This window comes from Mongoliibacter ruber (genome assembly GCF_003003005.1).
Classification (GTDB): domain Bacteria; phylum Bacteroidota; class Bacteroidia; order Cytophagales; family Cyclobacteriaceae; genus Mongoliibacter; species Mongoliibacter ruber.
In genome coordinates, this window is record NZ_PVTR01000011.1 from 64,399 (window position 1) to 89,629 (window position 25,231).

The 25,231-nt window shown below is 41.4% G+C and carries 14 protein-coding genes; 6 read left to right on the plus strand and 8 right to left on the minus strand.

What is annotated here, in order from left to right:
* The first annotated feature begins 37 nt into the window (after window positions 1-37).
* Window positions 38-448: an RrF2 family transcriptional regulator gene (locus tag CLW00_RS16935; RefSeq protein WP_106134947.1), complete on the plus strand. Its 411-nt coding sequence runs from the start codon at window positions 38-40 to the stop codon at window positions 446-448.
* Between the two features lie 709 nt (window positions 449-1,157).
* On the opposite strand, the gene CLW00_RS16940 is transcribed toward CLW00_RS16935, so the two are convergent.
* The 4 genes from CLW00_RS16940 to fmt form a co-directional block, all read right to left on the minus strand.
* Window positions 1,158-1,943 (minus strand): SDR family oxidoreductase, encoded by a 786-nt coding sequence (locus tag CLW00_RS16940; protein ID WP_106134886.1) that lies wholly within the window; start codon window positions 1,941-1,943, stop codon window positions 1,158-1,160.
* Window positions 1,940-2,440: a dihydrofolate reductase gene (locus CLW00_RS16945; protein ID WP_106134948.1), complete on the minus strand. Its 501-nt coding sequence runs from the start codon at window positions 2,438-2,440 to the stop codon at window positions 1,940-1,942. The genes CLW00_RS16940 and CLW00_RS16945 overlap by 4 nt, the downstream gene beginning before the upstream one ends.
* Window positions 2,441-2,569: 129 nt before the next feature.
* The gene (locus tag CLW00_RS16950) at window positions 2,570-3,517 is read right to left on the minus strand and encodes a DUF4412 domain-containing protein (RefSeq protein ID WP_106134887.1); all 948 of its coding nucleotides are present in this window, start codon (window positions 3,515-3,517) and stop codon (window positions 2,570-2,572) included.
* 132 nt (window positions 3,518-3,649) lie between these two features.
* The gene (gene fmt / locus CLW00_RS16955; protein WP_106134888.1) at window positions 3,650-4,582 is read right to left on the minus strand and encodes a methionyl-tRNA formyltransferase; all 933 of its coding nucleotides are present in this window, start codon (window positions 4,580-4,582) and stop codon (window positions 3,650-3,652) included.
* A 117-nt stretch (window positions 4,583-4,699) separates the two neighbouring features.
* Here fmt and CLW00_RS16960 point away from each other — a divergent pair, with 117 nt between their 5' ends.
* The 4 genes from CLW00_RS16960 to CLW00_RS16975 all read left to right on the plus strand — a co-directional run bounded on the left by CLW00_RS16960 (window position 4,700) and on the right by CLW00_RS16975 (window position 10,935).
* The gene (locus CLW00_RS16960) at window positions 4,700-5,065 is read left to right on the plus strand and encodes a hypothetical protein (protein ID WP_245917345.1); all 366 of its coding nucleotides are present in this window, start codon (window positions 4,700-4,702) and stop codon (window positions 5,063-5,065) included.
* A 159-nt stretch (window positions 5,066-5,224) separates the two neighbouring features.
* Window positions 5,225-6,316 carry an efflux RND transporter periplasmic adaptor subunit gene (locus CLW00_RS16965; RefSeq protein ID WP_106134950.1) on the plus strand — a complete coding sequence of 364 codons (1,092 nt, stop codon included), beginning with the start codon at window positions 5,225-5,227 and terminating at the stop codon, window positions 6,314-6,316.
* A 12-nt stretch (window positions 6,317-6,328) separates the two neighbouring features.
* Window positions 6,329-9,484 carry an efflux RND transporter permease subunit gene (locus CLW00_RS16970; RefSeq protein ID WP_106134889.1) on the plus strand — a complete coding sequence of 1,052 codons (3,156 nt, stop codon included), beginning with the start codon at window positions 6,329-6,331 and terminating at the stop codon, window positions 9,482-9,484.
* Entirely contained in the window at window positions 9,481-10,935 is a 1,455-nt protein-coding gene (locus tag CLW00_RS16975) for a TolC family protein (protein WP_106134890.1), read from the plus strand. Before CLW00_RS16970 ends, CLW00_RS16975 begins: the two co-directional genes overlap by 4 nt.
* Window positions 10,936-11,008: 73 nt before the next feature.
* Here CLW00_RS16975 and CLW00_RS16980 read toward each other — a convergent pair whose 3' ends face one another.
* From CLW00_RS16980 to CLW00_RS17000, 4 genes are all read right to left on the minus strand, one after another.
* Window positions 11,009-13,459, minus strand: a complete 2,451-nt coding sequence (locus CLW00_RS16980) for a TonB-dependent receptor plug domain-containing protein (RefSeq protein ID WP_106134891.1) — start codon at window positions 13,457-13,459, stop codon at window positions 11,009-11,011.
* Between the two features lie 80 nt (window positions 13,460-13,539).
* Window positions 13,540-15,207 carry a sulfatase family protein gene (locus CLW00_RS16985; protein WP_106134892.1) on the minus strand — a complete coding sequence of 556 codons (1,668 nt, stop codon included), beginning with the start codon at window positions 15,205-15,207 and terminating at the stop codon, window positions 13,540-13,542.
* Window positions 15,208-15,632: 425 nt separating this feature from the next.
* Entirely contained in the window at window positions 15,633-18,581 is a 2,949-nt protein-coding gene (locus CLW00_RS16995; protein WP_106134951.1) for a S9 family peptidase, read from the minus strand.
* 5 nt (window positions 18,582-18,586) lie between these two features.
* On the minus strand, window positions 18,587-20,752 hold the full coding sequence (locus tag CLW00_RS17000; protein ID WP_106134894.1) for a S9 family peptidase: 2,166 nt from the start codon (window positions 20,750-20,752) through the stop codon (window positions 18,587-18,589).
* A gap of 116 nt (window positions 20,753-20,868) precedes the next feature.
* Between CLW00_RS17000 and CLW00_RS17005 the strand changes: the two genes are divergently transcribed.
* Window positions 20,869-25,197, plus strand: a complete 4,329-nt coding sequence (locus tag CLW00_RS17005; protein WP_106134895.1) for a PAS domain S-box protein — start codon at window positions 20,869-20,871, stop codon at window positions 25,195-25,197.
* Window positions 25,198-25,231 lie beyond the last annotated feature (34 nt).

Sequence of the window (25,231 nt, forward strand, 5' to 3'; positions counted from 1 at the left end):
CGAATTTATGTACTTTGGCTTTTCAAAAAATAACTATATGCTTTCGAAAAGAGCCAAATACGCAATTAAGACTATATTATTTCTACATGATAATCCTTCCAAGTCACCTATTTCAGCGAAAGTGATTTCAGAAAGAGAGAATATTCCTTATAAATTTTTAGAAAATATCCTTAGAGATCTCAAATCACATCAGATTGTCAAAAGTAATAGAGGAGCTGAGGGTGGTTACACTTTGGGAAAGGATCCCAACGAAATCACAGTAGCACATTTGATGCGTGTCATTGACGGTCCCATAGCATTGATTCCCTGCGTTTCAGAAAAATTTTATGAATCCTGTGGAGAATGTGAAGACGAAGAAACCTGTAGGATCAGGAAACTTTTTGCAGAATTAAGGACTGAGATGGTTCATGTCTTGGATAAATCAATAGTGCAGTTGTCCAATATGTAAAGACGAGTTTTTAACCTTTTTACCCCCCCCCCAAAAAAAAAACATTCACAGGGGCAATTTTTAACCTTTAACGATCTAGTTTTCAGTTCCCCAGTTCGTCAGTTCGTCAAAAACCCTACACCCACAATCCACCCAACCTTTAACACAACAATTGTAGAGTGTAGATCTTAGATTTCAGATTGGGGTTAATACTGAGTTGAAGGTTTGGTGTTCTGGTCTCAGTTCGTCAGTTCATCAGTTCATCAATTCATCAATTCATCAATTCCCTACACCCACAAGCCACCCAACTTTTAACGTTTTTAACCTTTAACACCAAAATTGTAGATTGTAGATCTTAGATTTTAGATTGGGGTTAATACTGAGTTGAAGGTTTGGTGTTCTGGTCTCAGTTCGTCAATTCGTCAATTCGTCAATTCATCAATTCCCTACACTCACAATCCACCCAACTTTTAACATTTTTAACCTTTAACACCAAAATTGTAGAGTGTAGATCTTAGATTTCAGATTGGGGTTAATACTGAGTTGAAGGTTTGGTGTTCTGGTCTCAGTTCATCAGTTCCCCAGTTCATCAATTCATCAATTCGTCAGTTCGTCAGTTCGTCAATTCCCCAGTTCCCCAGTTCGTCAGTTCGTCAAAAATCCTACACCCACAATCCACCCAACCATTAACCTTTTTAACTGAGTCCCCTGAACACACTCATCTCTTCTCCTACCTCACTTTTGCTTTCTTGAGGATTTTCGAGAAAATGGAAGGAAGCAATCTTTTGAGGTACACAGCGTATTTTTCTTTGCCCCCAACCAATACTTCTTCTTTTCCGGTTTCCATAGCCTTAAAAATAACTTTCGCACAATCTTCTGCGGACATTCCCTTTGCTTGAGCTTCATCCATTTCGTTGAGTGGACTGCCATCACCTGTGAGGGCATTGACGGAAACTTGAGTACGGATAAATCCTGGACAGATCATCGTGACAGCGATATTATCCTTGAAATGTTCTGCCCTTAAGGAGTCAAAAAAACCGTGTAAGGCATGTTTGCTCGCTGCATAGGCCGAGCGATAAGGGGAACCGAACTTCCCTACCAAACTACTGACTACACCAAAATGACCTGATTTATTGGCTATGAAATGAGGCAAGAGGGCTTTGCTTAGGGCAATTGTCCCAAAGAAATTCACCTCCATGATTTTTCTGTCTACCTCCAAACTTGTGTCTGCCGCAAGTGACCGCTGACTAATGCCTCCATTATTGATGAGAACATCTACTCTGCCAAACGCTTGAATCGCTGCTTCGGCTTTTTCTTCCATTTCAGCCGCTTCATTCAAGTCCAAAGGCAAGACAAAGATGTTTTCAGGTGAGCTACTGTCTGACCTCATTTGATCCAATACCTCCTTTTTTCTCGCAGAAATGATCACTTTGTGACCATTTGCAAGGTATGTTTTGGTCAATGCCTCTCCTATGCCTGAAGAAGCACCTGTGATCCAAACAATTTTCGATTTCATGGCTTCACTCTTTTGTAAGTCACAAATTCAAAGTTGTATTCGTTTTTATCATCCTTGCGGTAGGAATCGGAAGAGACTTTCTTCCAATGATCAGGATCAATCGCAGGGAAAAAGACATCAGCTTCTGGACTAGCATCTACTTCAGTCACCAAGAGTTCGTCGCTAAGCCCTAAGGCCTGCTTGTATATCTCCGCACCTCCAATGACAAACACCTGGTCCAAATGTTTGCCTATACACAATTGAATTGCTTCCTGAAGGGAATGGCACACAACATGACCGTTTGGGAGTTTGAAATCAGGGTTTCTCGTAATGACAATTGAAGTCCTGTTGGGCAAAGGTTTCCCTACTGATTCATAGGTTTTTCTTCCCATGATGATGTGGTGGCCGGATGTGATTTGTTTGAATAGCTTCAAGTCTGAAGACAATTTCCAGATCAGCTGATTGTCTTTGCCTATGGCATTGTTCTTCGCTTTGGCTACAATGATGGATATTTTCAAAATATTGATAGTTTGGCTTACAATATAACACTCATAGGGGTAGAATGGCAATCAAATCAGCATTGAATAAAAAAAATCCCGAATTGGATAATACCATTTCGGGATTGGAAAAAGGGAAATTGTTTAAGTTCAATCTTTATCTGCCTGCATTCCTGCAAACACACTAGGGTAATCACTCATATTAAATACTTGTTTTTGACTGTCATTGATTTCAATGACTTTCATATCCATCACACTTTTGTCGATTTTGCTCACGTAATTCATTTCCATCATATTTCCTTGGGGCATGTCTTTCAAATAGGAAGGATTTTCATTTTTCATTTTGGCAGTAAGAAAAGGGTTGTCACTACCCCAAAATGTGTTCTTACCTTTGATAGGCTCTTTGGTGACCCAATATTGCCCAGTGCCTTCTTCTGAATCAAACATGTACTCTTCACAGCTGTATCCATTGATGGTTTTGGTGTTGCCGGTTTTTTTGAGCGTATAATCATCTGCGGCCTGATTATCATCATCAGCTTCAGTATCTGCTACTTCCACCGCTTCAGCCATTTTGACCAAATCAATGCCATAAGCCATCCTTTGTTTTTGGCCATCACTTTCCATCAGGATGATGGAAGCATTTCGTGCAAAATCGTAGATCATAATGGCGGTACCATCCTCTTTTTTCTTCTTACCCTGATCCATATCCACTTCCATGCCCATTACCTGTACATCTTCTGTCAGGAATGCCTTCATTTTCATGGGTTCAATGTCTTTTCCTTTGTCATCTTTTCCCGTAATCTCCAATAGTGTAAATCCGGTGAATGCATATTGGTCTGCAACTTCCACATCTGAACTTATACCGCTCAGGATTTTATCCCAATCCATCCCCGGCATTCCATCTTCGCCATACAGCCCTGCAAATGCTTTTTGAAGCTGTCTTTGGGCCAGTTTTTCGGCTTCGTTTTCGACTGTTTTCTCTATCGCCCGGCTGACTCCACGCTCTGCGGCATTTCGAAGCCTATTCATAATCTGGGCTTCTGAGATAAATGGAATCATCAGAAAAAATACCAGTAAAAACTTACATACATTTTTCATAAGAGGCTAGTTTTTATTTATTTAACAAGTTATGAAAAATAAAAGAGATTGACCAATACGATGATGTTAAGCTTTTTTTGAGTGATTATAACCAGCTTTTGGATGAGAATTTTTGTAGAATGGAAAAGGGTATCAATTCTTAAATTGGTAACCACGCAAGAAGTCAGTAATGGCCATCCGCTTTTTACCTTCCAACTGCAATTCAAGCACTGATATTTTGCCGGAGCCTGTTTTAAATGTCAGGTGACTTTTTCCATCAGTTTCGAATTCTCCCGGCTTGAGTTTGTCGTTTTGTTCCTCCTCAATTTGGGTTTTATAAATCTTACAGTTTTTGCCTTCCAAAGTAGTCCAGGCAGCGGGGTAGGGGGAGAGTCCTCTCACAAGATTGTGGATTTCAAGGGAGGATTTATTCCAGTCTATTTCGCAGGTTTCTTTAAAAATTTTGGGTGCATGATGCTTGAACATGCTTTCATCTTGTACAGTCGGGTTGATTTGTCCAGCAGCTACCGCCTCGATGGTTTTCAACACAAGCTTGGACCCTTTTTGCATCAGCCTCTCATATAGTGTACCCACATTATCTTCAGGAGTGATAGGCTCTTTTTCCTGAAAAATAATACTTCCGGTATCTATTTCATGTTTGAGAAAAAAGGTAGTAATGCCAGTTTCCTTTTCACCGTTGATGATGGCCCAGTTGATGGGTGCAGCACCTCTGTAATTGGGCAAGAGGGAAGCGTGCAGGTTGAATGTGCCTTGCGGAGGCATGTTCCAGACGGCTTCGGGCAACATGCGGAAGGCTACCACTACTTGAATGTCTGCCTGATATGACTTCAGTTCTTCCAAAAACTCAGGTGACTTTAAATTGGTCGGCTGCAACACCGGAATGTTGTGTTTTACTGCCGTCTCTTTGACCGGTGAAGGGATTAATTTTTGACCTCTTCCTTTTGGTTTGTCAGGTGCTGTAATCACTGCGACTACATTCCATCCATCTTGGATCAATACCTCAAGTGAGGGTACCGCAAACTCCGGGGTACCCATATATATGATGCGTAAATCTTGCTTGTTCATTTTACAAATGTCTAAATTCTGAACGAGTTCATGGAATTAAATTACCATCAATCTCAGATTTATGTGAAATCTTCCAATAATATGAATGTTAATCAAAGAATAAGTTAATTTTGCAGCATGATTCAAAACCTAAGAAATTTTCTGTTTAAGCAATTCAGGCTTCTTGCCTGTATGCTGGCATTATTTTTCGTGGTTTTGGCGGTATTTGATGGCTTCGAGGTTGAAGAGGACATAGAGTATGAAGGGCATTTTTTGGATGAAGCTGATTTCGACTATGTTGATTTCCCAACTTCCATCTCCCGTCCTTCGAGTAACTCGACTTCAAAAGTCCAGAGAATAGAGTTGGTCAGGATTTATGATTTTTTTCTAAGTGTTATCCGTTTTGAAGTCAAGCCTGTCCAATGCCTGACTTATATTCCTATAGAGATTTTTTCAAGTTTAGACATATTGATAGGGAAATCTATCAGCAGTAATGCTCCTTGAGTAGTTTTTTGACTCGTTTTATGTTCTAAACCCAAAATAACCTTTTCCCAAAGGTTATTCACTATTTCTTATACCATGAAAATCAATCAATTCAAAGCAGGCTTTGCAGGTAATGCTGCATTTAAGTCTATTGCTGTAGTAATACCAATTATTAGCCTCATGCTGATTCAATCTGCATGTAGCAGCGGTACTGGTAAAAATCAAAATACCAAACCAATAGCTGTACCTATCGTCGAGCTCAAGGCAATGGATGTCATTGTCCCTAAGACCTATGTGTGCGATATTCAGGCAGTTCAGTTTGTAGAAGTCCGTGCAAAAGTGGAAGGCTTTGTCGATAGGATCTATGTGGACGAAGGAGAGTTTGTCCAAAAAGGTCAAAATCTTTTCCAATTAAGCTCCAATGAATTCAATGAGGTAGTGAATTCTGCAAAAGCCAAACTCATGCAAGCCCGTGCTGAGGCCCAGGGAGCCCAATTGGAAGTCGATAGGCTCAAGACCTTGGTGGAGAAAAACATCATTTCCAGCTCTGAATTGGAACTGGCAAGGTCACGTAGGGCTGTAGCGCAATCTGCAATTACAGAAGCTGAATCAATGCTGAAAAATGCCCAAACAGGCCTTTCCTACACTACCATCAAAGCGCCCTTTGATGGGATAGTGGATAGGATACCATTTAAAACAGGGAGTTTGGTCACCTCAGGGGATTTATTGACCAATATCACGGATGTCTCAGAAGTATTTGCCTATTACAAGGTCAATGAAAATGAGTACCTGCAGTATATGCGTGAAAAAATAGAAAATGAGTCACTGGAAAAAGATCTAAACCTGATTTTATCAGATGGAGAAGTTTATCCATATGCTGGAAAGTTAGAGACTATGGAAGCCGATTTTGAAAGGGGAACCGGATCTATCGCTTTCAGGGTAAGGTTTCCAAACCCTGATCAATTGATCAAACATGGGGCTTCGGGAAAAGTCCAAACAGAAAATAAGCTGGAGGGTATATTTTTGATTCCCCAAAAGGCAACTTTTGAAATCCAAGATTACAGTTATGTGTATTTGGTGGATAAAGACAATAAAGTCAAAGTAAGGAGCTTCAAGCCTTTGCAACGCTTTGGCTTGTTTTATATCACGGATGATTTTGAAGAGGGTGACCGCATCATTTATGAAGGTATTCAACAGGTAAAAGACGGCATGGAGATTTTTCCTGAGCTGACACCCGAGATTGAGGTTTACGACACTTTAGCCAAAGTTTAATTTTCCCATACCATGCTAGAATTATTTATACGAAGACCGATACTGTCTACAGTGATTTCGGTTTTTATCACGCTATTGGGTTTGTTGTCTTTGAGCTCATTGCCCATCACCCAATTTCCGGAAATTGTACCACCAGGTGTTACCGTCACAGCAAAATATACAGGAGCCAATGCTGAGGTTTTATCCAAAGCTGTGGCTACCCCTCTGGAAAGGGCCATCAATGGGGTTCCCGGAATGAGTTACATGACTTCCGTCAATACCAATGACGGGATCTGTCTGATCAATATCATTTTCGAAGTAGGAACGGATCCTGACCAAGCCGCCGTCAATGTCCAAAATAGGGTAGCCACAGTCATCGATGAATTGCCTGAGGAGGTGATCAGGGCTGGAGTAATGACCGAAAAAGAGGTCAATTCCATGTTGCTCTACCTCAATTTGATGACATCAGACAGCACACAGGATGAAAAGTTCGTTTTCAATTTCGCAGATATCAATATCCTGTCCGAACTCAAAAGGATTGATGGTGTAGGTTTCGCTCAGATAATGGGTTCAAGGGACTATGCTATGCGTATTTGGTTAAACCCCGACAGACTTGTGGCCTATGACCTCACTCCACAAGACGTTTCAGATGCCATAAGGAGGCAAAATGTAGAAGCTGCTCCGGGAAAATCCGGTATTTCATCTGATCGAGATCCGCAAGCTTTGCAGTATGTACTCAAATACACAGGGAAGTTTAACCAAGAAGAAGATTTTGAAAACATCACTTTGAAATCCCTCCCTGATGGTTCATTGTTGAGGCTAAAAGATGTAGCAGAAGTAGAATTTGATTCGCAGGATTACAACATGGTATCCATGACGGATGGAAGACCTTCTGCTTCTATAATGATCAAACAAAGGCCAGGATCCAATGCAAGAGAGGTTATCCAAAACATCAAGGACAAAATGGAGGAGCTCCAAGTCAGTTCTTTCCCTCCGGGAATGGAGTACAATGTGTCTTATGATGTGTCAAGATTCTTGGATGCTTCTATCTATGAAGTAGTAAAAACACTTATTGAGGCTTTCCTTTTGGTGTCCTTGGTAGTTTTTATATTCCTTCAGGATTTTAGATCGACCCTGATTCCGGCCATAGCTGTCCCTGTATCCTTGATCGGTACTTTCTTTTTCATGCAGCTGTTCGGTTTTTCTATCAACCTACTGACATTATTCGCTTTGGTTTTGGCCATTGGAATAGTGGTGGACAATGCCATAGTAGTGGTGGAGGCGGTCCACGTCAAGATGCACGACCTGAAGATGAATGCCATGGATGCTACCATTGCTGCGATGAAGGAAATCGGCGGAGCAATTGTAGCAATCACATTGGTAATGTCAGCTGTTTTTGTACCTGTGAGTTTCCTTTCAGGTCCCGTGGGGATATTTTACAGGCAATTCTCCCTGACTTTGGCGATTGCGATTGTCATCTCAGGTATCAATGCCCTGACCTTATCACCGGCCCTTTGCGCCATGTTGCTCAAGCCTGCTGATGTAGAACACAATCCCAAAAAGGGCCCATTGCAGAAATTCTTTTTTCAATTCAATAAAATATATGATGCGCTATCTAAAAGGTATGCAGGTATCCTAAATGTGATAGCACATAGAAGGTCTATTACCATGGGCATTTTGGTCTTGTTTTTGGCCTTGACTTATGGAGGTTTGGCAGTGGTGCCGACTGGATTTATCCCAAATGAAGATCAGGGAATGCTCTATGTGAATGTGACCACTCCTCCAGGAGCTACAGTGGAGCGGACTTCTGAAATCATGGATCAGGTCCAGGCGAGTCTACTTCCGCTCGAAGAGGTAGAGACCATTTCCACATTGGCAGGTTATAGTTTGTTGACCGAAACAGCTGGTGCTTCTTATGGAATGGGGATGATCAATTTGGTCGATTGGGCAAGTAGAGATCAAAGTGTCAATGAGCTCATATTGTCTTATCAGGACAGGGTGTCTCATATCAAAGGTGCTGAAATTCAGTTTTTTGCACCACCACCTGTGCCGGGTTTCGGTAATGCCTCGGGATTTGAATTGAGGTTGCAGGATAAAACAGGCGGTACCTTGGACAAGACGGCTGATATCAGTCAGTCTTTTGTTCAAGAACTCAACGATAGGCCTGAACTCAAGGAGGTTTTTACGAGCTTCGAAGCCAATTTTCCACAATATGTACTCAATGTAGACCATGACAAGGCTGCAAAACTGGGTATATCAGTAGTTGACGCCATGGAAACCCTTCAGAGCTATGTGGGAAGTTATTACTCCAGTAATTTTATCAGGTACGGACAGATGTACAAAATCATGATTCAGGCTTCTCCGGAATTTAGGACTTCCCCAGAATCCATCTTGAGTATGTATACCAAAAATGAGCGTGGACAAATGGTGCCTTACTCCAACTTTCTAACCCTTACCAGGGTGTATGGTCCAGAACAGATTACACGCTACAATATGTTTACTTCTGCCATGATCAATGGTGACGCAGCGGAGGGATATTCTTCCGGTGATGCTATCAAAGCGGTGGAAGAAGTGGCCCTACAAACCTTGCCACGTGGATATGATATCGATTGGTCGGGTATCACAAGAGAGCAGATTGCTTCCGGAAATCAAGCCATCTACATCTTTATCATTTGCTTGGTGTTTGTGTACTTGCTTCTGGCGGCCCAGTATGAAAGCTATTTCCTTCCGCTTCCAGTAGTGCTGTCACTTCCTGCAGGGATATTTGGTTCATTCCTGTTTCTGAAAATCACAGGCTTGGAGAATAATATTTATGCCCAGGTTTCGCTGGTGATGCTCATTGGTCTATTGGGGAAAAATGCCATCCTGATTATTGAAATCGCATTGCAAAACAGAAAGAAAGGTTACTCCATTCTCAAGTCAGCCATCAATGGTGGAGTGGAAAGGTTGAGACCGATTTTGATGACTTCATTTGCATTTATTTCAGGGTTGATTCCATTGACCATTGCAAGCGGTGCAGGAGCGGTGGGAAACAGGACCATAGGTACTGCTGCTGCGGGTGGAATGTTGATAGGAACCATTGTTGGAATATTTCTGATACCAGGTTTGTTTGTGGTTTTTGAAACCCTTTCAGCCAAAATCAAGGAAAAAAAATCAATCAAAGCATCTAAAACTGTCACAGCATCATGAGAATAGTATATCAATCGAAAATATTGCTTGGAGGATTGATGGTGTGTCTTCTTTTTTCCTGCAAAGTTTCAGAGATACCTTCAGTCCAACTTGAAGATTTACCTGAAAAATACGAAGTTGATTCCAGTGAAGAAGTCTCTCAGTCTAGTGTTGCCTCGATCAATTGGGAAAACTATTTTGATGACCCGCATCTCAAAGCGCTTATTCAAATAGCGTTGGAAAATAACCAAGATAACCTGAAAACCCTTGAAAAAATCAAGATTGCAAGGGCTAATCTGGGTATAGCAAGAGGTGGTTTGCTTCCGGAAATAGACGGTATCGCCGGTGCCATGTCAAGGAGGTTTGGTGAGTATACCATGGATGGTGTCGGTAATACTGACTCCAACCTTTCACCGACTGTACCTGAAGATAAGTTGATTCCTGATCCTTATAGGGATTTTATCATAGGTGCGCAGTTCAGTTGGGAAATAGATGTCTGGGGTAAGTTGAAAAACCGAAAAAGGGCTGCCTTCGAAAGGTATCTGGCTTCAGAAGAAATGGCAAATTACATCAAAACCTGGTTGATAGGAGAGGTGGTGACGCATTATTACCAACTTATCGCCTTGGATGAAGAGCTTAGGATCTTGGAATCCAATATAGCCTTGCAGGAAAATGCGGTGAATTTATCCAAAGACCTTAAGGAATCAGGGAAAGAAAACCAATTGGCTGTGGATCAATTTGAAGCCTTGATGCTTAACTCAAAAGCATTGTTGATCGAAAGGCAAAGGCAACTCAGGACTACGGAGCTTCACCTGACGCGTTTATTGGGCAAATATGCAATGGAGCATCAAAGGACTACCCTTGATGATACATTTGATGCGTCTGAATTGGCAGAACTAGGGCTTCCTGCCGAACTGCTGCGCAACAGGCCGGATATCAGGATTGCCGAGCGTGAACTCATTGCGTCAAAAGCTGATGTAAATGCTGCCAGGGCTGCTTTTTTTCCAAGTTTGAACCTGTATGGAATGGCTGGTTACAATGCATTTGACTTTGGGAAGCTATTTTTCAGTCCGGCCTCGATGGTATATCAAATAGGAGCGGGATTGACCGCACCGATTTTTAACCGAAACCGCATAAGGATGGAAATGGAAACAGCCAAGGCTTCGCAAAAAATCGCATACCTGGATTATGAACAAACGGTCTTCAAGAGCTATCTGGAAATCCTGAATCTGATCAATGAATTCAAGACTTATGATGAACAACTCCAGCTCAAATCCTATGAAGTGGAGGTTCAAAAGAGATCTGTGGAAAACTCCAATGTGATGTTTAGGGTAGGTTATGCAGATTATCTGGAAGTACTGAATGCACAGAGCCGTGCCCTGCAATCTGAAATTGAATTGATAGCCATCAAAAAGGAACAATTGCAAACCAATGTGAGATTATATGTGGCCTTGGGAGGAGGTTGGATGTAAGTAGTTTTGAATTTAAAAATCAGGAATGTATCTAAGGAACCAAAAAAGCCCCTGTTTTAAACAGAGGCTTTTTTTAATTTTCTTCCAAGGTATCGTTTCCAACATCTAAAGTGAAAGATTGATACAATGGTTCACCGCTATCCGTAATCCCTTCTATGGTGACCTGATAGGTTCCCGGGGTATCCGAAGTGAAAAACCGGAGTTCTCTAACCGAATTTTTCATGATCGGGACAGTAGGATTCCAGTAAATGGTGCTTCTTAGGTCTGGCAGGTCGTAGTATTCGCTTGTCTCATACACGGGAGAATAAAATTGTCTTGTCCGGTTAAACCCGGCAGCATGATGTAGGGTGATGTGTTTGCCTGACTCCAAGTCCACTTCTTCTTCATCCAGTCCACTTTTACTGAAAAATGCAATGACTCCATTTCCGGCTCGGCCTCCATATATGCCTGCACTTCCAGGACCTTTCAGTATTTCGATTCTCTCAATATCAAACTGATTGATACTTTGTAATGTACTTTCACCTATGGGGATGCCATCCCAAAGATAGAGAGGGGGGCCTTGTCCACGGATGACAGCGCGAAACTGGTTCATCCCGTCCGGCATCACCTGTAAACCTGCAACCCTGCCCTGAAGCACTTCCAACACATTCCCGGAAGGCGCCACAGGAAGCTGACTCTGGTAAATGACTGCGTCTGCACGGGTATGTAACTTGAAGGGCTTAAATACCTCGGCTCTTCCTTCTACTACCACTTCCTGCAAAAGCAAATCATCAAGCTCCATTCCCCAAACCTCTGTTTCAATGCTTTGAAACTGTTCTTGGGTATAACTGATATAGTGATCTGGTAAGGCTTGTATGAATTGGGGTGACAAGGAAATCCCCTTATCAATTGTTGGTTGGATATCATCCATGCCGAGCATCTGAACCTCTACATTATCCCTTCTTCCACGTTTATCTGTCCCTTGGACTACCACTGGAATATTACCTTTAAAATAGAAACCTTTGAACGTGAAATAACCTTTGTCATCTGTTGGGGCAATCATAAATGTAGTGTATTTGTCTTTTAGATAGAGAAGGGCTTCACCCTCACTAATTGGATTCCCTTTGTTATCCACCAGTCTGCCCCTGATATTCAGGTCTCTTTCATTTTGGAAGCGGATGATAGGGAATCGGTCGGACACCAAATCATCCCAACCAAACCTTCTCCAGCCCTGTGTCATCATCAGGGTTCTAAGTGCAGATTGTTTTTCTGTTTCCCTATTTTCAAAATAGTACCCGGGATCTTCTACATAGCCTTTTAAATCTGAGCTCATCAAGAGGTAAGTTTCGATATTTTCTTGGTGCTTGGGTTGGTTTACCAAGGTATTAGCAGTTACTGAAACTGAAATATGGGAGATTTCTGCTCCTCCCTCTGATTGAATGGATAATTTTACTTCTTCTCTGGTAAAGTAGGCATCTTTCTCTGAGATGACTTTTAAGTTGTTTTTTTTAGGATGCCTGACAAATACCAGCCTTTCTGCCAAAGGTTCGCCATCCTCAAGGGCCAAAGTAAATCTCACAACTCCTGTGGGAAAATCGGATTTTGGGACTTTGCTCTCAAATGTCTTGGAAGCATGTGTAAGCACAGCTTCATCATAGAGTAATTGATCTTGTGAGATTCCAAAAATGTGTAAAGGTCTCTGCTCTTCAATATTTGTTGCTACCCTTAGGAGGATGTTTTCAGGGTCGCTTACTTCATCCACACTCAGGATATACCCACGTTTTTTGGCTATTGGCAAAGGGAATTCTGCATCACTGCCATCCTCCTGATCCAGTTTGACAAAATACTGTTTATCCGGTTCAGGTGTAAAGCTGAATGACCCCATTCCTGCGTGCTGGTCTTTGATGTCAAGAATTTCATTTCCGGTATCGTCAATCACAGTTGCAGAGAATGAAATACCATAGCCATTTGAGTCCAAAGCCTTAAAGGCAAGCTCTTGATGAAGGCCTTGTATTAAATCTCCTCCTTCCGGAAAAAATTGAAGGTCAAACCCAGCATTGCTACCAGTGCTTTTTGGCCTTGGGTCCTCCTTTGAACCCAAAATATAAATGTCTTTTTGAAAAAATGTTTCCTCTCCAAAATTGCGCATCCAGCTGGTGAAGGCCGAAAGGCGGTAAATTCCTTCATCCAGATTGTCGGGTAAAGAGATGTCACCAAAGGCTTGGCCTTCTTCAATAGGTAAGGTCAACCTTTCAATGGCCTGATTACTGGAATCAATCAGGTCTACGTACAATACTCCGCTTCTATTAGTGGATTGTAAGCTTGCCGCATCCACCACATAAGCTTTCAGCCATAGCAGTTCACCTGCCATATAATACGGTTTGTCATGGTGGAGATAGACTTTTTCAGGGGAATAATATAACTGAAAGGATTTCAGGTTCTCCTTTATTTTTTCCGCCAATTTTTCTGTCGGTCCTATAGCTGCAATCAGAAAAATTAGTAAAAAGAGAAAGGAAGTTTTTTTTATCAAATTTATGGTACACATAGGTATTTCGGTTTAATGAATTAAACCCTCCTCAGCTGTCAGGAATCAAAGAGTCCTATTTATCATACGTTAAACTCTCCTTATGGATTGGTAAATGTCCCGATGTCAGAGGTTTTATACCCTATTCTTACAGCTCTGGCAGCGATTTTCTGGCCTTTTTCCAATTTTAGGGGTTCAGTGTAAAGGCTCCAATATTTTCCGCCAATTTCCGAATCGATTTGAAAAGCAATGCTGGCTCCCTCAGTTTTGGATGACAAGCCAAGCATGGCGTCTTCGGACACAAATTCCACAGGGGCCGTTTCAGGTTGTACCATGCCCGGCCACATCATATTGACCAGGTCATACTCAGGTACAAAGCCCAAGTCTCCGATTTCCAGCTGCCAAGCAGATAAAGCATTTCTGAGTTCCTTAAGTTTGGCCTGATGCTCAGGAGCAGCTGAGAGGTTATGGATTTCATCTGGATCAGTACTGAGGTCGTACAATTCTTCCAAAGGCTTTGTTTTCATGAAAATATACGCTGCACCGCCTGTGAGTTCTCCCTTTTGGTCCATTTCGACCAAGGTCTTGGTCATGTCAATCTGTTCACGGTATTCGTTCCGATATATTAAAGGCAGCTCTGGCCGGAAATTTCTGATATAGACATACCTTCCGTCAATGACCGATCTGCTCATATCCAAGGCTTCATCAAACCTGTCCGCTGAACCGAAAGCATATTGATGCGGGTGTTTGGTTTTATGGGGTCCCAAAAACGCTTTTCCATGCATATAATCGGGTGGTACAATACCTGCAAGGGACATTACTGTAGGCCCTAAGTCCATCAGAGAAACGATATCATCAATTTTAGTCCCTCCCATCTGTCCATTGGGCATTCTCACGATCAGCGGAACATGTAAACCTGAATTGCCGACTGCTCTTTTTTGCCTCAATAAGGGTCCTCCATGATCTGACCAAAAGAAAATAATCGTTTTGTCCAACAATCCCTGATCTTCCAAGCCTTTGAGCATATCACCTATTTGCTTATCGAGTTCCATAATATTGGAATATGCTCTTCCCACATCCTGCCTGACCACAGGAATATCAGGAAAGTATTCTGGAAGTGTGACCTTGTTCTTGTCTGCCAGCATGGGATCTTCCTTCTTCATGAAAATCCTGGATTCGTGTGTGATTTCATGGTTGAATACCGCAAAAAAAGGTTGGTCTACTTTCCTGTTTTTGTAGGTAGCTTCTCTTCCAATCTCATCCCATGCTGTAAGGGGAGAATTGAATTGATAGTCAGTCTTGGCATTGTTGCTGGTATAATACCCTTCGGCTCTCAGGTATTCAGTAAAGCATTTGACAAAAGGGGGTGGTACAGTGGCATATTCGGGCACGTTTCTCCCTTTGATGTCTTTTTGTGCATAATAATCCCTGTAGGTTTCGTCTTCCGGTTCACGGTAGGCATAGTGAGGCCCAGTTCTCATATTGTGGGAACCGATACTGACTGGATACATTCCCGTGATGATGCTGCTTCGGCTTGGGGCACATACCCCTACCGTAGCATAGGCGCGGCTGTAGGTGATTCCTTCCTTGGCCAAACGGTCTATATTTGGGGTACTGATACTCTGATCACCATACATTTCCAACATAGGGCTGATGTCTTCGACCGATAACCATAAAATATTGGGTTTTTCCGCGGATTGAGAAAAGGCTGCATGGCTAACATATAGGAATAAAGCGATAAATAGGGGAAAGGCTTTTTGATAGGTCATGGGTCAGTGGAGATGATGTTTTGTTCAATTTGGGAAAAAATAAGGAATAACTCAAAAAAGATAGGGAAGCTCGATTTGAGCTCTCTGAATGTGAATTTCCTCTTGCCTTTCAGCCATGCTCTTTGTGGAAAGATAGAGGATGATGGAGCGGAAATAAATAGGATACGGTCAGTGTTGAAATCTCAGGAGGGCAGTGGGATATCACCTAACCAAAAAAGCCCCTGTTACATACAGAGGCTTTTGTTTTTCGGGATAACCCTTTTTGAACTTAAACACTTTAGAGAAAACTCTAAAAGATACTTCAAGTATACAGTTTTTTTTTGGTGAAAAAAATACCCAATATTGGGTATTTTTAAGTTTAATTTATTGGATTATTATAATTATTGCAATGATATTTCATGTTTACTAGTGTGTAACTTTCTGAATTAAAATACTCGTTGCTCTAAATGTGTATCCAATTTAAGTCTGTCAACTCCTTCTGATATCCATTGTGGTGCATCATTTCCTTTGAGGTGATGATCGAAAAATTCCATCATCCTGACGCTATAGTCCTTCCTGTTTTCCAACTTGGAAAGACCATGGTTTTCTCCCTTGTATTGAACCATAATGACTGGCTTTTTTAACCTTCTCAAGGCATTGTAGTATTCTATGCCTTGTGTAAAGTCTACAGCACCGTCTTTGTCGTTATGGAGCATCAGCAATGGTGTTTTCACATTTTTGACATGGTAGACTGGTGAGTTTCTGAGATATGAATCCCAATTTTCCCATGGTCCACCTCTGAATCTTCCCTGAGAAGCTTCAAAAATCGCCATATTACCACCACCGGTATTCCAATAAATCAGGTCATACATGGAGACCATATTGGTCAAAGGTGCACCAGCAGCTGCCGCTTTGAACATGTCTGTTTGAGTGATCAGGAATGAGGTCTGATAGCCACCCCAAGAGTGACCATGTAAACCCATCTTTTTTTCGTCTATCACACCTGTTTTCAAGGCTTCTTTTACCGCAGGCAAGACACACCACACAGCGGACATCCCCGGATCATCAAGGGTGTACACGATATCTGGAATCAAGACAGCATATCCGTTGCTGGTATATATGCCAGGATTCCATCCTGTGCCCGAAAATCCAGGACTGGAGTAGTTGTGAAGGGTCTGGGAAAGCTTTTCATAATAGTACACAAGGGTTGGGTACTTTTTGCCTTCTTCATAACCAGCTGGTAAGAATAAAGCTGCCTGAAGGCTGTCTCCTTTGTCTGAGACATAATCTACGAGTTGGACGCCTGAAGACCAAGCGTATTTGTCAGCATTAGGGGCATTGGAAGTGAGCTTTTTAGGATTTTCCAACTTAGGTCCAGTGACAAAATAATCTGTTGGTGTGCTGAATTTTTCTTTAGTGAAGAAATACACATCGGCATTTTCTGCTTTGCTCAGCCTGTTGATGTTTGCCTCTTCCCAGATCAGCTTTTCCACACCAGGGTTCAGACCGTTTTTACCGGAGTTGATCTTTCCGATACCGCTCATTTTGTTGTTTTCACCATAAAGACGGACATATAGGCCTTTACTTAGGTCTATGCCTTTTTCTTCAGGATCTAAAGAAAAACGGCTTTGGTACCTGATTTTGTCGGTTTTTCCGTTTTGCGTAAGGTTAGTGGCAGTGGTAGTCCCGCTGACAGGGACCTGCCAGATGTCCCAATTGTCCCTTAATAAAACAAACTTGCTGTCCGAACTCCACCCCAATGGAGCATTCATCGGTTTTTCTACATTTCTATCGTCCTCTACATTCACAAATGTAGTTGCGATTTTCTCGGTAAGGTTGGATTTTTTGCCACTTGGAATGTCATATAGGTAAAAATGACCATCTTCTGCATACAACAATTTAGTACCATCTTCAGAAGGCCTTGGACGCGAATTGTAATTCGGTTGGTAGAATTTTGTAAACAATTCTTTTCGCTCCCCAGTGCTCAAATCCACTACGTAATAGTCATAGTAGTTTTGTCCATCCAAGTTAATGTCCAATTCATATTGCTTCAAATCTGAACCCAGTGCGAATTTTTGTTTTGGAAGTAACTGAAGGTCTTTCATGCTGCTGTCCTGTAAAGCGATATGCTTGGCATCTGATACTTGGTACATTGCCCAGAAACTGTAATTCTTGTCCTGATTTTCCAATACCTGTTGCCTGGATTGCAGCCTGCTGTCCTTCCAATGCCAAATGGTCATGTCGGGCTTTGAAGGATCACCCTTGGAGGTGCTGGATTTTGTTTTTCCCGTGTCTAGCTTTGCGATAGCGCTTTGAAGGTCGGAAATGGACTTGATTGTTGTGTCGGCCATAATTCTGCCCAACTTATCAGCCTCATTGTCTTCGGTTTTCTCTTCCTTTTTTTCTTCTTTTTTATCATCCTTTTTTTCTGCAACAAGCGGATGAATACCATAGAACAACCTACTCAGGTCTTCAGACCACATAGGCTTTCTGTTGGGGCTGATGGTAAAATCCTTAGGAAACCCGGTGCTATCAGCTTTCGGATCGTAGAGCACGAGTTCGGGTTTATTGGGATTTTTTACGCCTATGACTTTACCCTGATCTTGCTTAAATGCTTTGTCATCCACCATTTTGAGTAAGGCAAAAGCATCACCTTTTTCAGTCCAGTTGATTGACCTGTAGGTTGCTTTGTCAGTCTCAAGGATATTGATGTTGCCTGAACCTACTTGGTAGAGGTGTAGGCCATTGCCGTTTTTATTGGCAGCATCAATGGTATAAGCCAAATATTCACCGCTTTTATTGAAAGCAAATTCCAATACGTTTCCGATATTATGGGATTTGAGATTGGAAAGGTTGACGATCAATAGGTCAGATCCTTTTGCATCCCCATTGGCTCCCTCTTTGCTGAGGTTGATTGCCAGGTGGCTTGAGGATTTGCCATTGAATGAAAAGGAGGCAATATTATCGTATTCAGTTTTTTTGTAGTCATGCTGCAAGTCTATGAGAACAAGCTTTTCTTTGAGGTTTTTTCCTCCGTTTTTGGAAGCGGCTTTCTTATCCTTTTCTTTTGGATATTCTTTGAATGCTACCCATCTCCCATCATCTGAAAAAGAGATGCTTGGATTGCTGGAAGAACCTATTGGGAAAGATTTTTTGCTCTCGGGATCATTTACTTTTTGGATGATGACTTCTCCATCACCTTCCACTAGGACCATGCCGTATGCCATCCATTTTCCATCTTTGGAGAACTGGACAGAGCCTTGAGAAATGGACTTCCATGAGGGCACATCTTTCCAAGACATGGGTTTTTGGTCTTGTGCCATTCCCCCATTTGCAAGAAATAAGGAAATGACAATGAGACTGAATATCCCTTTTAGGGTGTTGTACTTTATCATTTTTTTCAATTATTAGGGTGTTCTACATAGCGTTCAAAAAATTCAATAATTCTCGCCATTCTGTCAATTCTCCTGTGAACAGCGCCGGATCTTGACATTTCATGTCCTTCTTCTGGGTACCTGACGTATTCTACAGGTTTACCTAGGATTTTTAAGCTTTTGTAAAGCAGTTCGGACTGCCTGACTCCAGTTCTTAAGTCTTGATCACCATGCTTGATCAAAAGAGGTGTTTGGATATTTTGGACATAAGTTTGTGGGCTGTTGTAATCCATAATTTCTTTGACACCATCTTCCCAAGGATATCCGAAGTGATTTGGTACCAATCTCCAGGCATTGCCCTCACCCATGAAAAAAGTCAGTTCATAAACGCCTCTTTGAGAAAATGCAGCATTGAACCTGTGGTCGTGGCCCACTATCCAAGCAGTAAGATATCCTGCATAAGAACCTCCTGTAAGTACCAAGTTGTCTCCATCTATCCAGTCATATTGTTCCATGGCGGCATCTAGTGAACCCAATACATCTGCTGCTGGTCCATCTCCCCAATTTTGAAAATTTCCTTTCTGAAAAACTTTTCCATAACCACCACTACCTCTTGGGTTTGAATATACCACACCATATCCTTTGGCAGCCATCACTTGGAATTCATGCCACATAGAAGCTTCACCCGGTCCCCACATGGCTGAAGGGCCTCCATGCATATTTACTACAGTAGGATATTTGCTGCCTTCTTTTCTGACACTGGGTTCCATCACCCAATAATCTACCGTAAAGCCATCTTCTGTTTTCAACTGATGTGCTGTTGGTTTGGAAATTTTCTTTCCTGCCAACCAAGACTCATTGTTTTTGGTAATTTGTTTGGCGTTTTTATTTGCAAGGTCTGCATGGTAGACCTCAGAAGGATTTTCGATTTTGGTAAGCGCATAGACAAGGTTTTGTCCTTTGACATCAAAGCTCGTCACTCCCTGTGGTCCGGTGATGATTGGATCAACTTTCCCGGAGGACACACTTACTTTCCACAGGGAGAAACCTCCCTGATTGGCACCTGTAAAATAAAAATCCTGTGAATTAGAAGCCCATTTTCCTGAACCTATACTTCTGTCAAGGGATTCTGTCAACCACTTAAAGCCGCTGCCGTCAGGCTTGATGGCTCCAAGCATGGACATGTTATAAGAAGGTTCTTCTACATTCTGACCTCTAAAAATTATCCACTTGCCATCTGGCGAGAAATTCGGGGCACCTACACTGTGTTCATCCAGGGAAAAGAATACTTCTGTGGACTTATCATTCAAATTGATTTTCCATATTTCAGTGGTCCTTGTTAAGTCAGGATGCTCATTGTTTTCCAAGCTGGATGCGAGAATATAAGAAGCATCAGGTGACCAGCTCCCTCCGAAGAAGCTCTGGAAGCCATTTGTGATTTGCTCGGTTTCTCCGGTCTCAAGGTCAAGGATGTTCAAGTGAGAAAAACTTAACTCGGGACTGAGGTCTCTTTCGCCAAGGAAGTTCAACCTGTCAATGACTTTTGGGTCACCTTTGGAGTTGTTTTTAGCCAAATAAGCCCTCAATTCCTCTAATGAGCCATCTGGATTTGGGGAGATTTCTTCTTTGGCCAGACCGGCATTTATGGCTTTGTAGTTGGGTTCATCGTTGTGTTGTCTTCCTGGTCTTTGTACTTCCCAGGTAGGTTCTCCATCAATTTGCCAAATAGGATGTGTAGAGGAAAAAAGGATTTTTTTGCCATCGGGAGCCCACACTGGGCTAGAGGCTCCGTTTTTCTCCGAAGTCACTACCTGACTTTCTCCTCCCTTTAGAGGTAGAATCCAGATTTGTGCTTTACCGTCTTTTGGCCTGACAAAAGCTACTTTGCTACCATCCGGTGAAAGGGATATAGAGGAGATATTGTACTCTGAGGAAGTCAGCGGCTTGGTTTCAAAAGGGGCGGCCAAATCGCTGATCCAAAGTTGGCTCTTGTAAGCGTAATCTTCTTTGCTTTTTTCGTCAATAAAATTTTTAACATAAATGACTTGTTTGCCATCGGGGGTGATTTCATGAGAACTGGTACTGACGATTTTGGTCAGGTCAGTGATATTTACCAATTCAGGGTTTTGTGCCAGTACAATCTGGCCCAAAAACATCATCACTAGGAATAAAGGTATATTTTTTCTTATCATCTTAAATTTTTAATTGTGTTATGGAATTCCAATGAATATTTTTAGATTGCTATTTCAACATTGCCCCTAAATAAAACCATAATTAATCAAACCTCCACTTAGTTTTACAGGATTGCATGGCGTATTTTGAGAAGTTAGACATTTCTGTGTTCAGTTTTTTCGACGAGGTACAGGATCCAATGATGGTTTTTAGTGAGGAGCAGATTGTTTTTGTAAACAAGTATTGGCTGGACAACTTCTTTTTTGGCGTAAACAAATGGCAGGAATTTGTTAACAGCGGTGCGAGCCAAAATGAACTTTACCGCTTTTTCCTGAGTGGTGTCAGTCCCAAAGCAGACTTTATAAGAACGCTGAAGGACAAAAATGGTATTTTGCATAAATTCCATTGGTCTTTTGTCAATCTTTCATCAAATACTGATGTACGGTATTGCCTTGCAAAAGGAAGACACCATATTCCCCTGAGTGCCTTTATGGATTCCGGGAACCAACAATATCAGATACTGGAATCTCAGCAAGAGTTGAGTTTTGTCAATACAATCCTAAGAAATAGCTATGATATCCTTGCGATCATTGATGAGGAAGGAGTTTTCAAATTTATAAGTGCAGCGGCTATAGATAAGTTGGGTACTAAACCAGAAAGAATCATTGGTAAATCCTTGGATGATTTTATCGAGGAAGGGGTTATTGAATTTGTCAAAGGAGATTTTAATTCATTAAAAAGATCCAAGAAAGAGATACAGATTGATTTCTGGTTGACCAAAAATGACGGTTCGAAAATTTTCCTGGAGAGCTATGCCAAAAACCTGCTTCAAGAACCCAGTATAGATGGCTACCTCATCAGTGCCAGAGAGGTGACGGATTACTACGTGGCTAAAAAATCCCTGCAAAAAAGGTATGAACTTGAGATACTGATCAATCAGATTTCAGCCCGATTTGTCAATGCTGACATCAATAGACTTGACTCTGTTTTCAACCTTTCGCTCAAAATGTTGGGGGATTTTGAAAAAGCGGATAGGACCTACATTTTTTTAGTGCATGATGATTTACAGATCCTGGAATATGCTTACGAATGGACCAATGATGGGATTGACGCACAAATCACCTACATAAAGACCATCCCTATCGATGAAGATGCCATGACTATGCAGGAACTCAGGAAAGGTGAAATCCTGATTATCCCGGACGTTGAATTGATGGACGAAGCCTTTGCCCACGAAAGGGAAGTATACATGCAACAGGGCATCCAATCAGTAATTTTAATTCCGATTTTCTCTGAAAATAGGTTGATTGGTTTCTTTGGTTTGGATGCTGTCAAACAAAAGAGGGATTGGCACGAAAAAGATGAATATGTCTTGAGGCAATTGGGGGATATTTATGCGGGTAGTTTTATTAACAGGGCCATCCGGAAAAGTCTTGATCGCAATGAAAGGTTGTTGGAAAGCACAGAAATACTAGCCAAAGCGGGATCTTGGAGGCTTAGTAATTCAAAAAATCTAATTTACTTCTCAAAAGGATTCAACCAGATTTTTGACTTGGATGAAAACATCAATGCATCCAAGCCCAGAGACTTATTGCAAAGACTCTCTTCCGAACATAAAAGACAAATTCTCGAGAACACAAAGCTAGCCAAGACCACCATGGCTACCACTTCAGGGGAATTCAGTATTGTCAATCATGAGGGAAAAGAGAAATATATCAATTACAGTATTCAGGTAAGGGATATAAACGAGTCTGGAGAAATTGAAATCTATGGGTATTGTTCTGACATAACCCATAAAAGAGATGCGGAAAACTACCTCAAACTACAATCCCAAATTTTGGCCCAGGTGGATGATCCTATTTTTGTGACAGACAATAACTGGAACATCCTGTACATGAATCGGGCTGCCAAAAGCGAGTGTAAGATCAAAACCACAGAGCATTTTTCAGGAAAAATATTCGATTTATATGAGTTTTTGAGTTCAGAAAACACCAATGTCAAGAAGACGCTTCAAAAACTAAAACTCACCAAAGTATATAAAAAGGAGCTCAACCTCAAGTCAAGGGATGGAAAGGTTCAGCCTTATGAAGTTTCCGTTCAGGCCTTTATGAATGACGAACAGGTCAAAATAGGCTACTCCTTTGTGATTCGAAATTTGTCTCTACTGCACAAGCAAGAAGCCTTGGCCAAAAGGGCCAAAATGGTAGTAGAAAACAGTCCAGCGGTTTTATTTACAGTGGATCCAAATGATGATTTCAAACTTGTATATGTTTCTGAAAACATCAGGCAGTTTGGATATGATGCTGAAGACCTGATACACCATCGGGTTAGTATCATGGATTTGATACATCCGGATGATGTAGAGGACTTATTGAACGAGCATATCAACAATAAGAAGAAAAATGGCATTCCAGCCTATTCCGGTGAATACAGGCTACGAAGAAAAGATGGCACCTATCGCTGGGTGGAGGACAAATCAAGTGAAATTTTAGATGATCAAGGGAGTATTTTGCTCCATGAAGGTTTGATTCAGGATATTACAGAGCGAAAAAAATCACGTGAAGAAATCATCAGAAGTCAATCAAGGTACAGGGTTTTGGCGTCCAATATCCCACTTACTTCGGTCTTTCTGATAGATAGAGACCTGAAGTATATAGTGGCAGAAGGCACCACTTTATCTGCATGGGGAATGACACCGAAAGATTTTGAAGGCAAAACACTCTCAGAAGTACACGTCAAAAATCTCAAAGAAATTCAGCCTGCGGTGACTCGCGCACTTTTGAAAAAAGAAATCATCCAAAAAAACATGGTATATAGGCGTAGGGTCTATGAAATGACCGTTAGGCCAATTTTTTATGGAGGAGAGGTGGAATACGCTTTAGGTATCCTGAGAGACATCAATGAAGAATATGAAGCTAAAACCAACCTAAAGAAAAATGAGGAAAAATACAGAAAGCTTGTAGAGGAGTCTACTGAAATTATTTTCTCCATTAACCTTGACCTGGAGTTCACCTATGTATCACCCAACGTCAAGCAGTTTTTGGGATATGAGGTGAGTGAAGTCATAAACAAAAGCCTCAAAGTTTTCCTCAATATGGAGGATAGCAAAGTCTTGGAGGAGTTCGAAAAAGATAAAATCCAATTTTTGAAAAACAACCAATACCTGGAGTTCAAACTTAGGAGGAAAGATGGAGAAAACAGGGTTTTTAGCACCAATGGGAAGCTGGTAGAAACAGATGAAGGGGAAGTGTACTATAATGGTATTGCGAGGGATATCACCAAATTGAGGATGGCTCAAAAAGACCTGTATTTGGCCAAGGAAAAAGCAGAACAGGCCTCAATGGTGAAGTCCCAATTTCTTTCGATCATGAGTCATGAAATCAGGACTCCAATGAATGCAGTAATCGGGATGTCGCATTTACTATTAGAGGACAATCCACGGTCTGATCAGATGGAAAATCTTAAAACACTACAATTTTCTGCTGAAAACCTTTTGGGTTTGATCAATGATATCCTTGACTACACTAAGATTGACTCAGGTAAAGTTGAGCTGGAAAACGTTGAGTTTGACCTTAAAAATGTAATCAATAGAATCATTCACTCATACTCTTATCAGGCTAGAGAGAAGTCCCTGGATATACGCTTTGAGTTTGATGCCAACATACCCAAGAAGATACTGGGAGACCCTGTCCGCTTGGGACAGATTGTCAATAATCTGATTTCAAATGCTATAAAATTCACTGAGTCTGGCTTTGTTAGGATAAAGTTGACTCTATTAAAAGATGATTTTACAAAAATTAAGGTTCGATTTGATTTTGAAGACACTGGAATAGGAATTCCGGAGGATAAGTTAGAGTCAATTTTTGAAGCATTTACCCAAGCAAGTACAGAAACTACCAGGAAGTTTGGAGGAACGGGACTTGGCTTGGCTATAGTGAAAAGGTTAGTACTATTATTTGATTCAGAGATCAAAGCCATAAAAAGAGAGGAGGGTGGAAGTCTCTTTACCTTTGATGTGGAATTTGAAAAAGTAGAGGCCAACCAAAGCGTAGTCTTGGACAATAGTGGGGAATTGGGCAGAAACCTCAATAAAGCTAAGGTTCTCGTAGCCGAAGATAACCTTGTCAATCAGATCATGATTAAGAAATTCCTGCGCCGATGGGGAGTGGGCAGCATTGTGATAGCTGCCGATGGAATTGAAGCGATTAGTGCTTTCGATCAGAGTGATTTTCATCTTGTCCTGTTGGATTTGCAGATGCCACATGTAGATGGTTTTGAAGTGGCAAGACATATCAGGAATGTAGAAAATTTGAAAAAAAGACTGACACCTATAATAGCACTGACAGCTTCATCTTTGATTGATGTGAAAGATCAGCTTGAAGAAGTAGGTATGGATGATTTTATACCCAAACCATTCAACCCTGATTACCTCTATTCTAAAATCATCAAATACCTCAGGTTATAATTTTTCTTCAAATCATCTGTTCATTCATAGGTTT

Coding starts and splice junctions, on each gene's coding strand:
- CLW00_RS16935 (WP_106134947.1), top strand. CDS start 38: ATGCTTTCGAAAAGAGCCAAATACGCAATTAAGACTATATTATTTCTA.
- CLW00_RS16940 (WP_106134886.1), bottom strand. CDS start 1,943: ATGAAATCGAAAATTGTTTGGATCACAGGTGCTTCTTCAGGCATAGGA.
- CLW00_RS16950 (WP_106134887.1), bottom strand. CDS start 3,517: ATGAAAAATGTATGTAAGTTTTTACTGGTATTTTTTCTGATGATTCCA.
- fmt (WP_106134888.1), bottom strand. CDS start 4,582: ATGAACAAGCAAGATTTACGCATCATATATATGGGTACCCCGGAGTTT.
- CLW00_RS16960 (WP_245917345.1), top strand. CDS start 4,700: ATGATTCAAAACCTAAGAAATTTTCTGTTTAAGCAATTCAGGCTTCTT.
- CLW00_RS16965 (WP_106134950.1), top strand. CDS start 5,225: ATGCTGATTCAATCTGCATGTAGCAGCGGTACTGGTAAAAATCAAAAT.
- CLW00_RS16970 (WP_106134889.1), top strand. CDS start 6,329: ATGCTAGAATTATTTATACGAAGACCGATACTGTCTACAGTGATTTCG.
- CLW00_RS16975 (WP_106134890.1), top strand. CDS start 9,481: ATGAGAATAGTATATCAATCGAAAATATTGCTTGGAGGATTGATGGTG.
- CLW00_RS16980 (WP_106134891.1), bottom strand. CDS start 13,459: ATGTGTACCATAAATTTGATAAAAAAAACTTCCTTTCTCTTTTTACTA.
- CLW00_RS16985 (WP_106134892.1), bottom strand. CDS start 15,207: ATGACCTATCAAAAAGCCTTTCCCCTATTTATCGCTTTATTCCTATAT.
- CLW00_RS16995 (WP_106134951.1), bottom strand. CDS start 18,581: ATGATAAAGTACAACACCCTAAAAGGGATATTCAGTCTCATTGTCATT.
- CLW00_RS17000 (WP_106134894.1), bottom strand. CDS start 20,752: ATGATAAGAAAAAATATACCTTTATTCCTAGTGATGATGTTTTTGGGC.
- CLW00_RS17005 (WP_106134895.1), top strand. CDS start 20,869: ATGGCGTATTTTGAGAAGTTAGACATTTCTGTGTTCAGTTTTTTCGAC.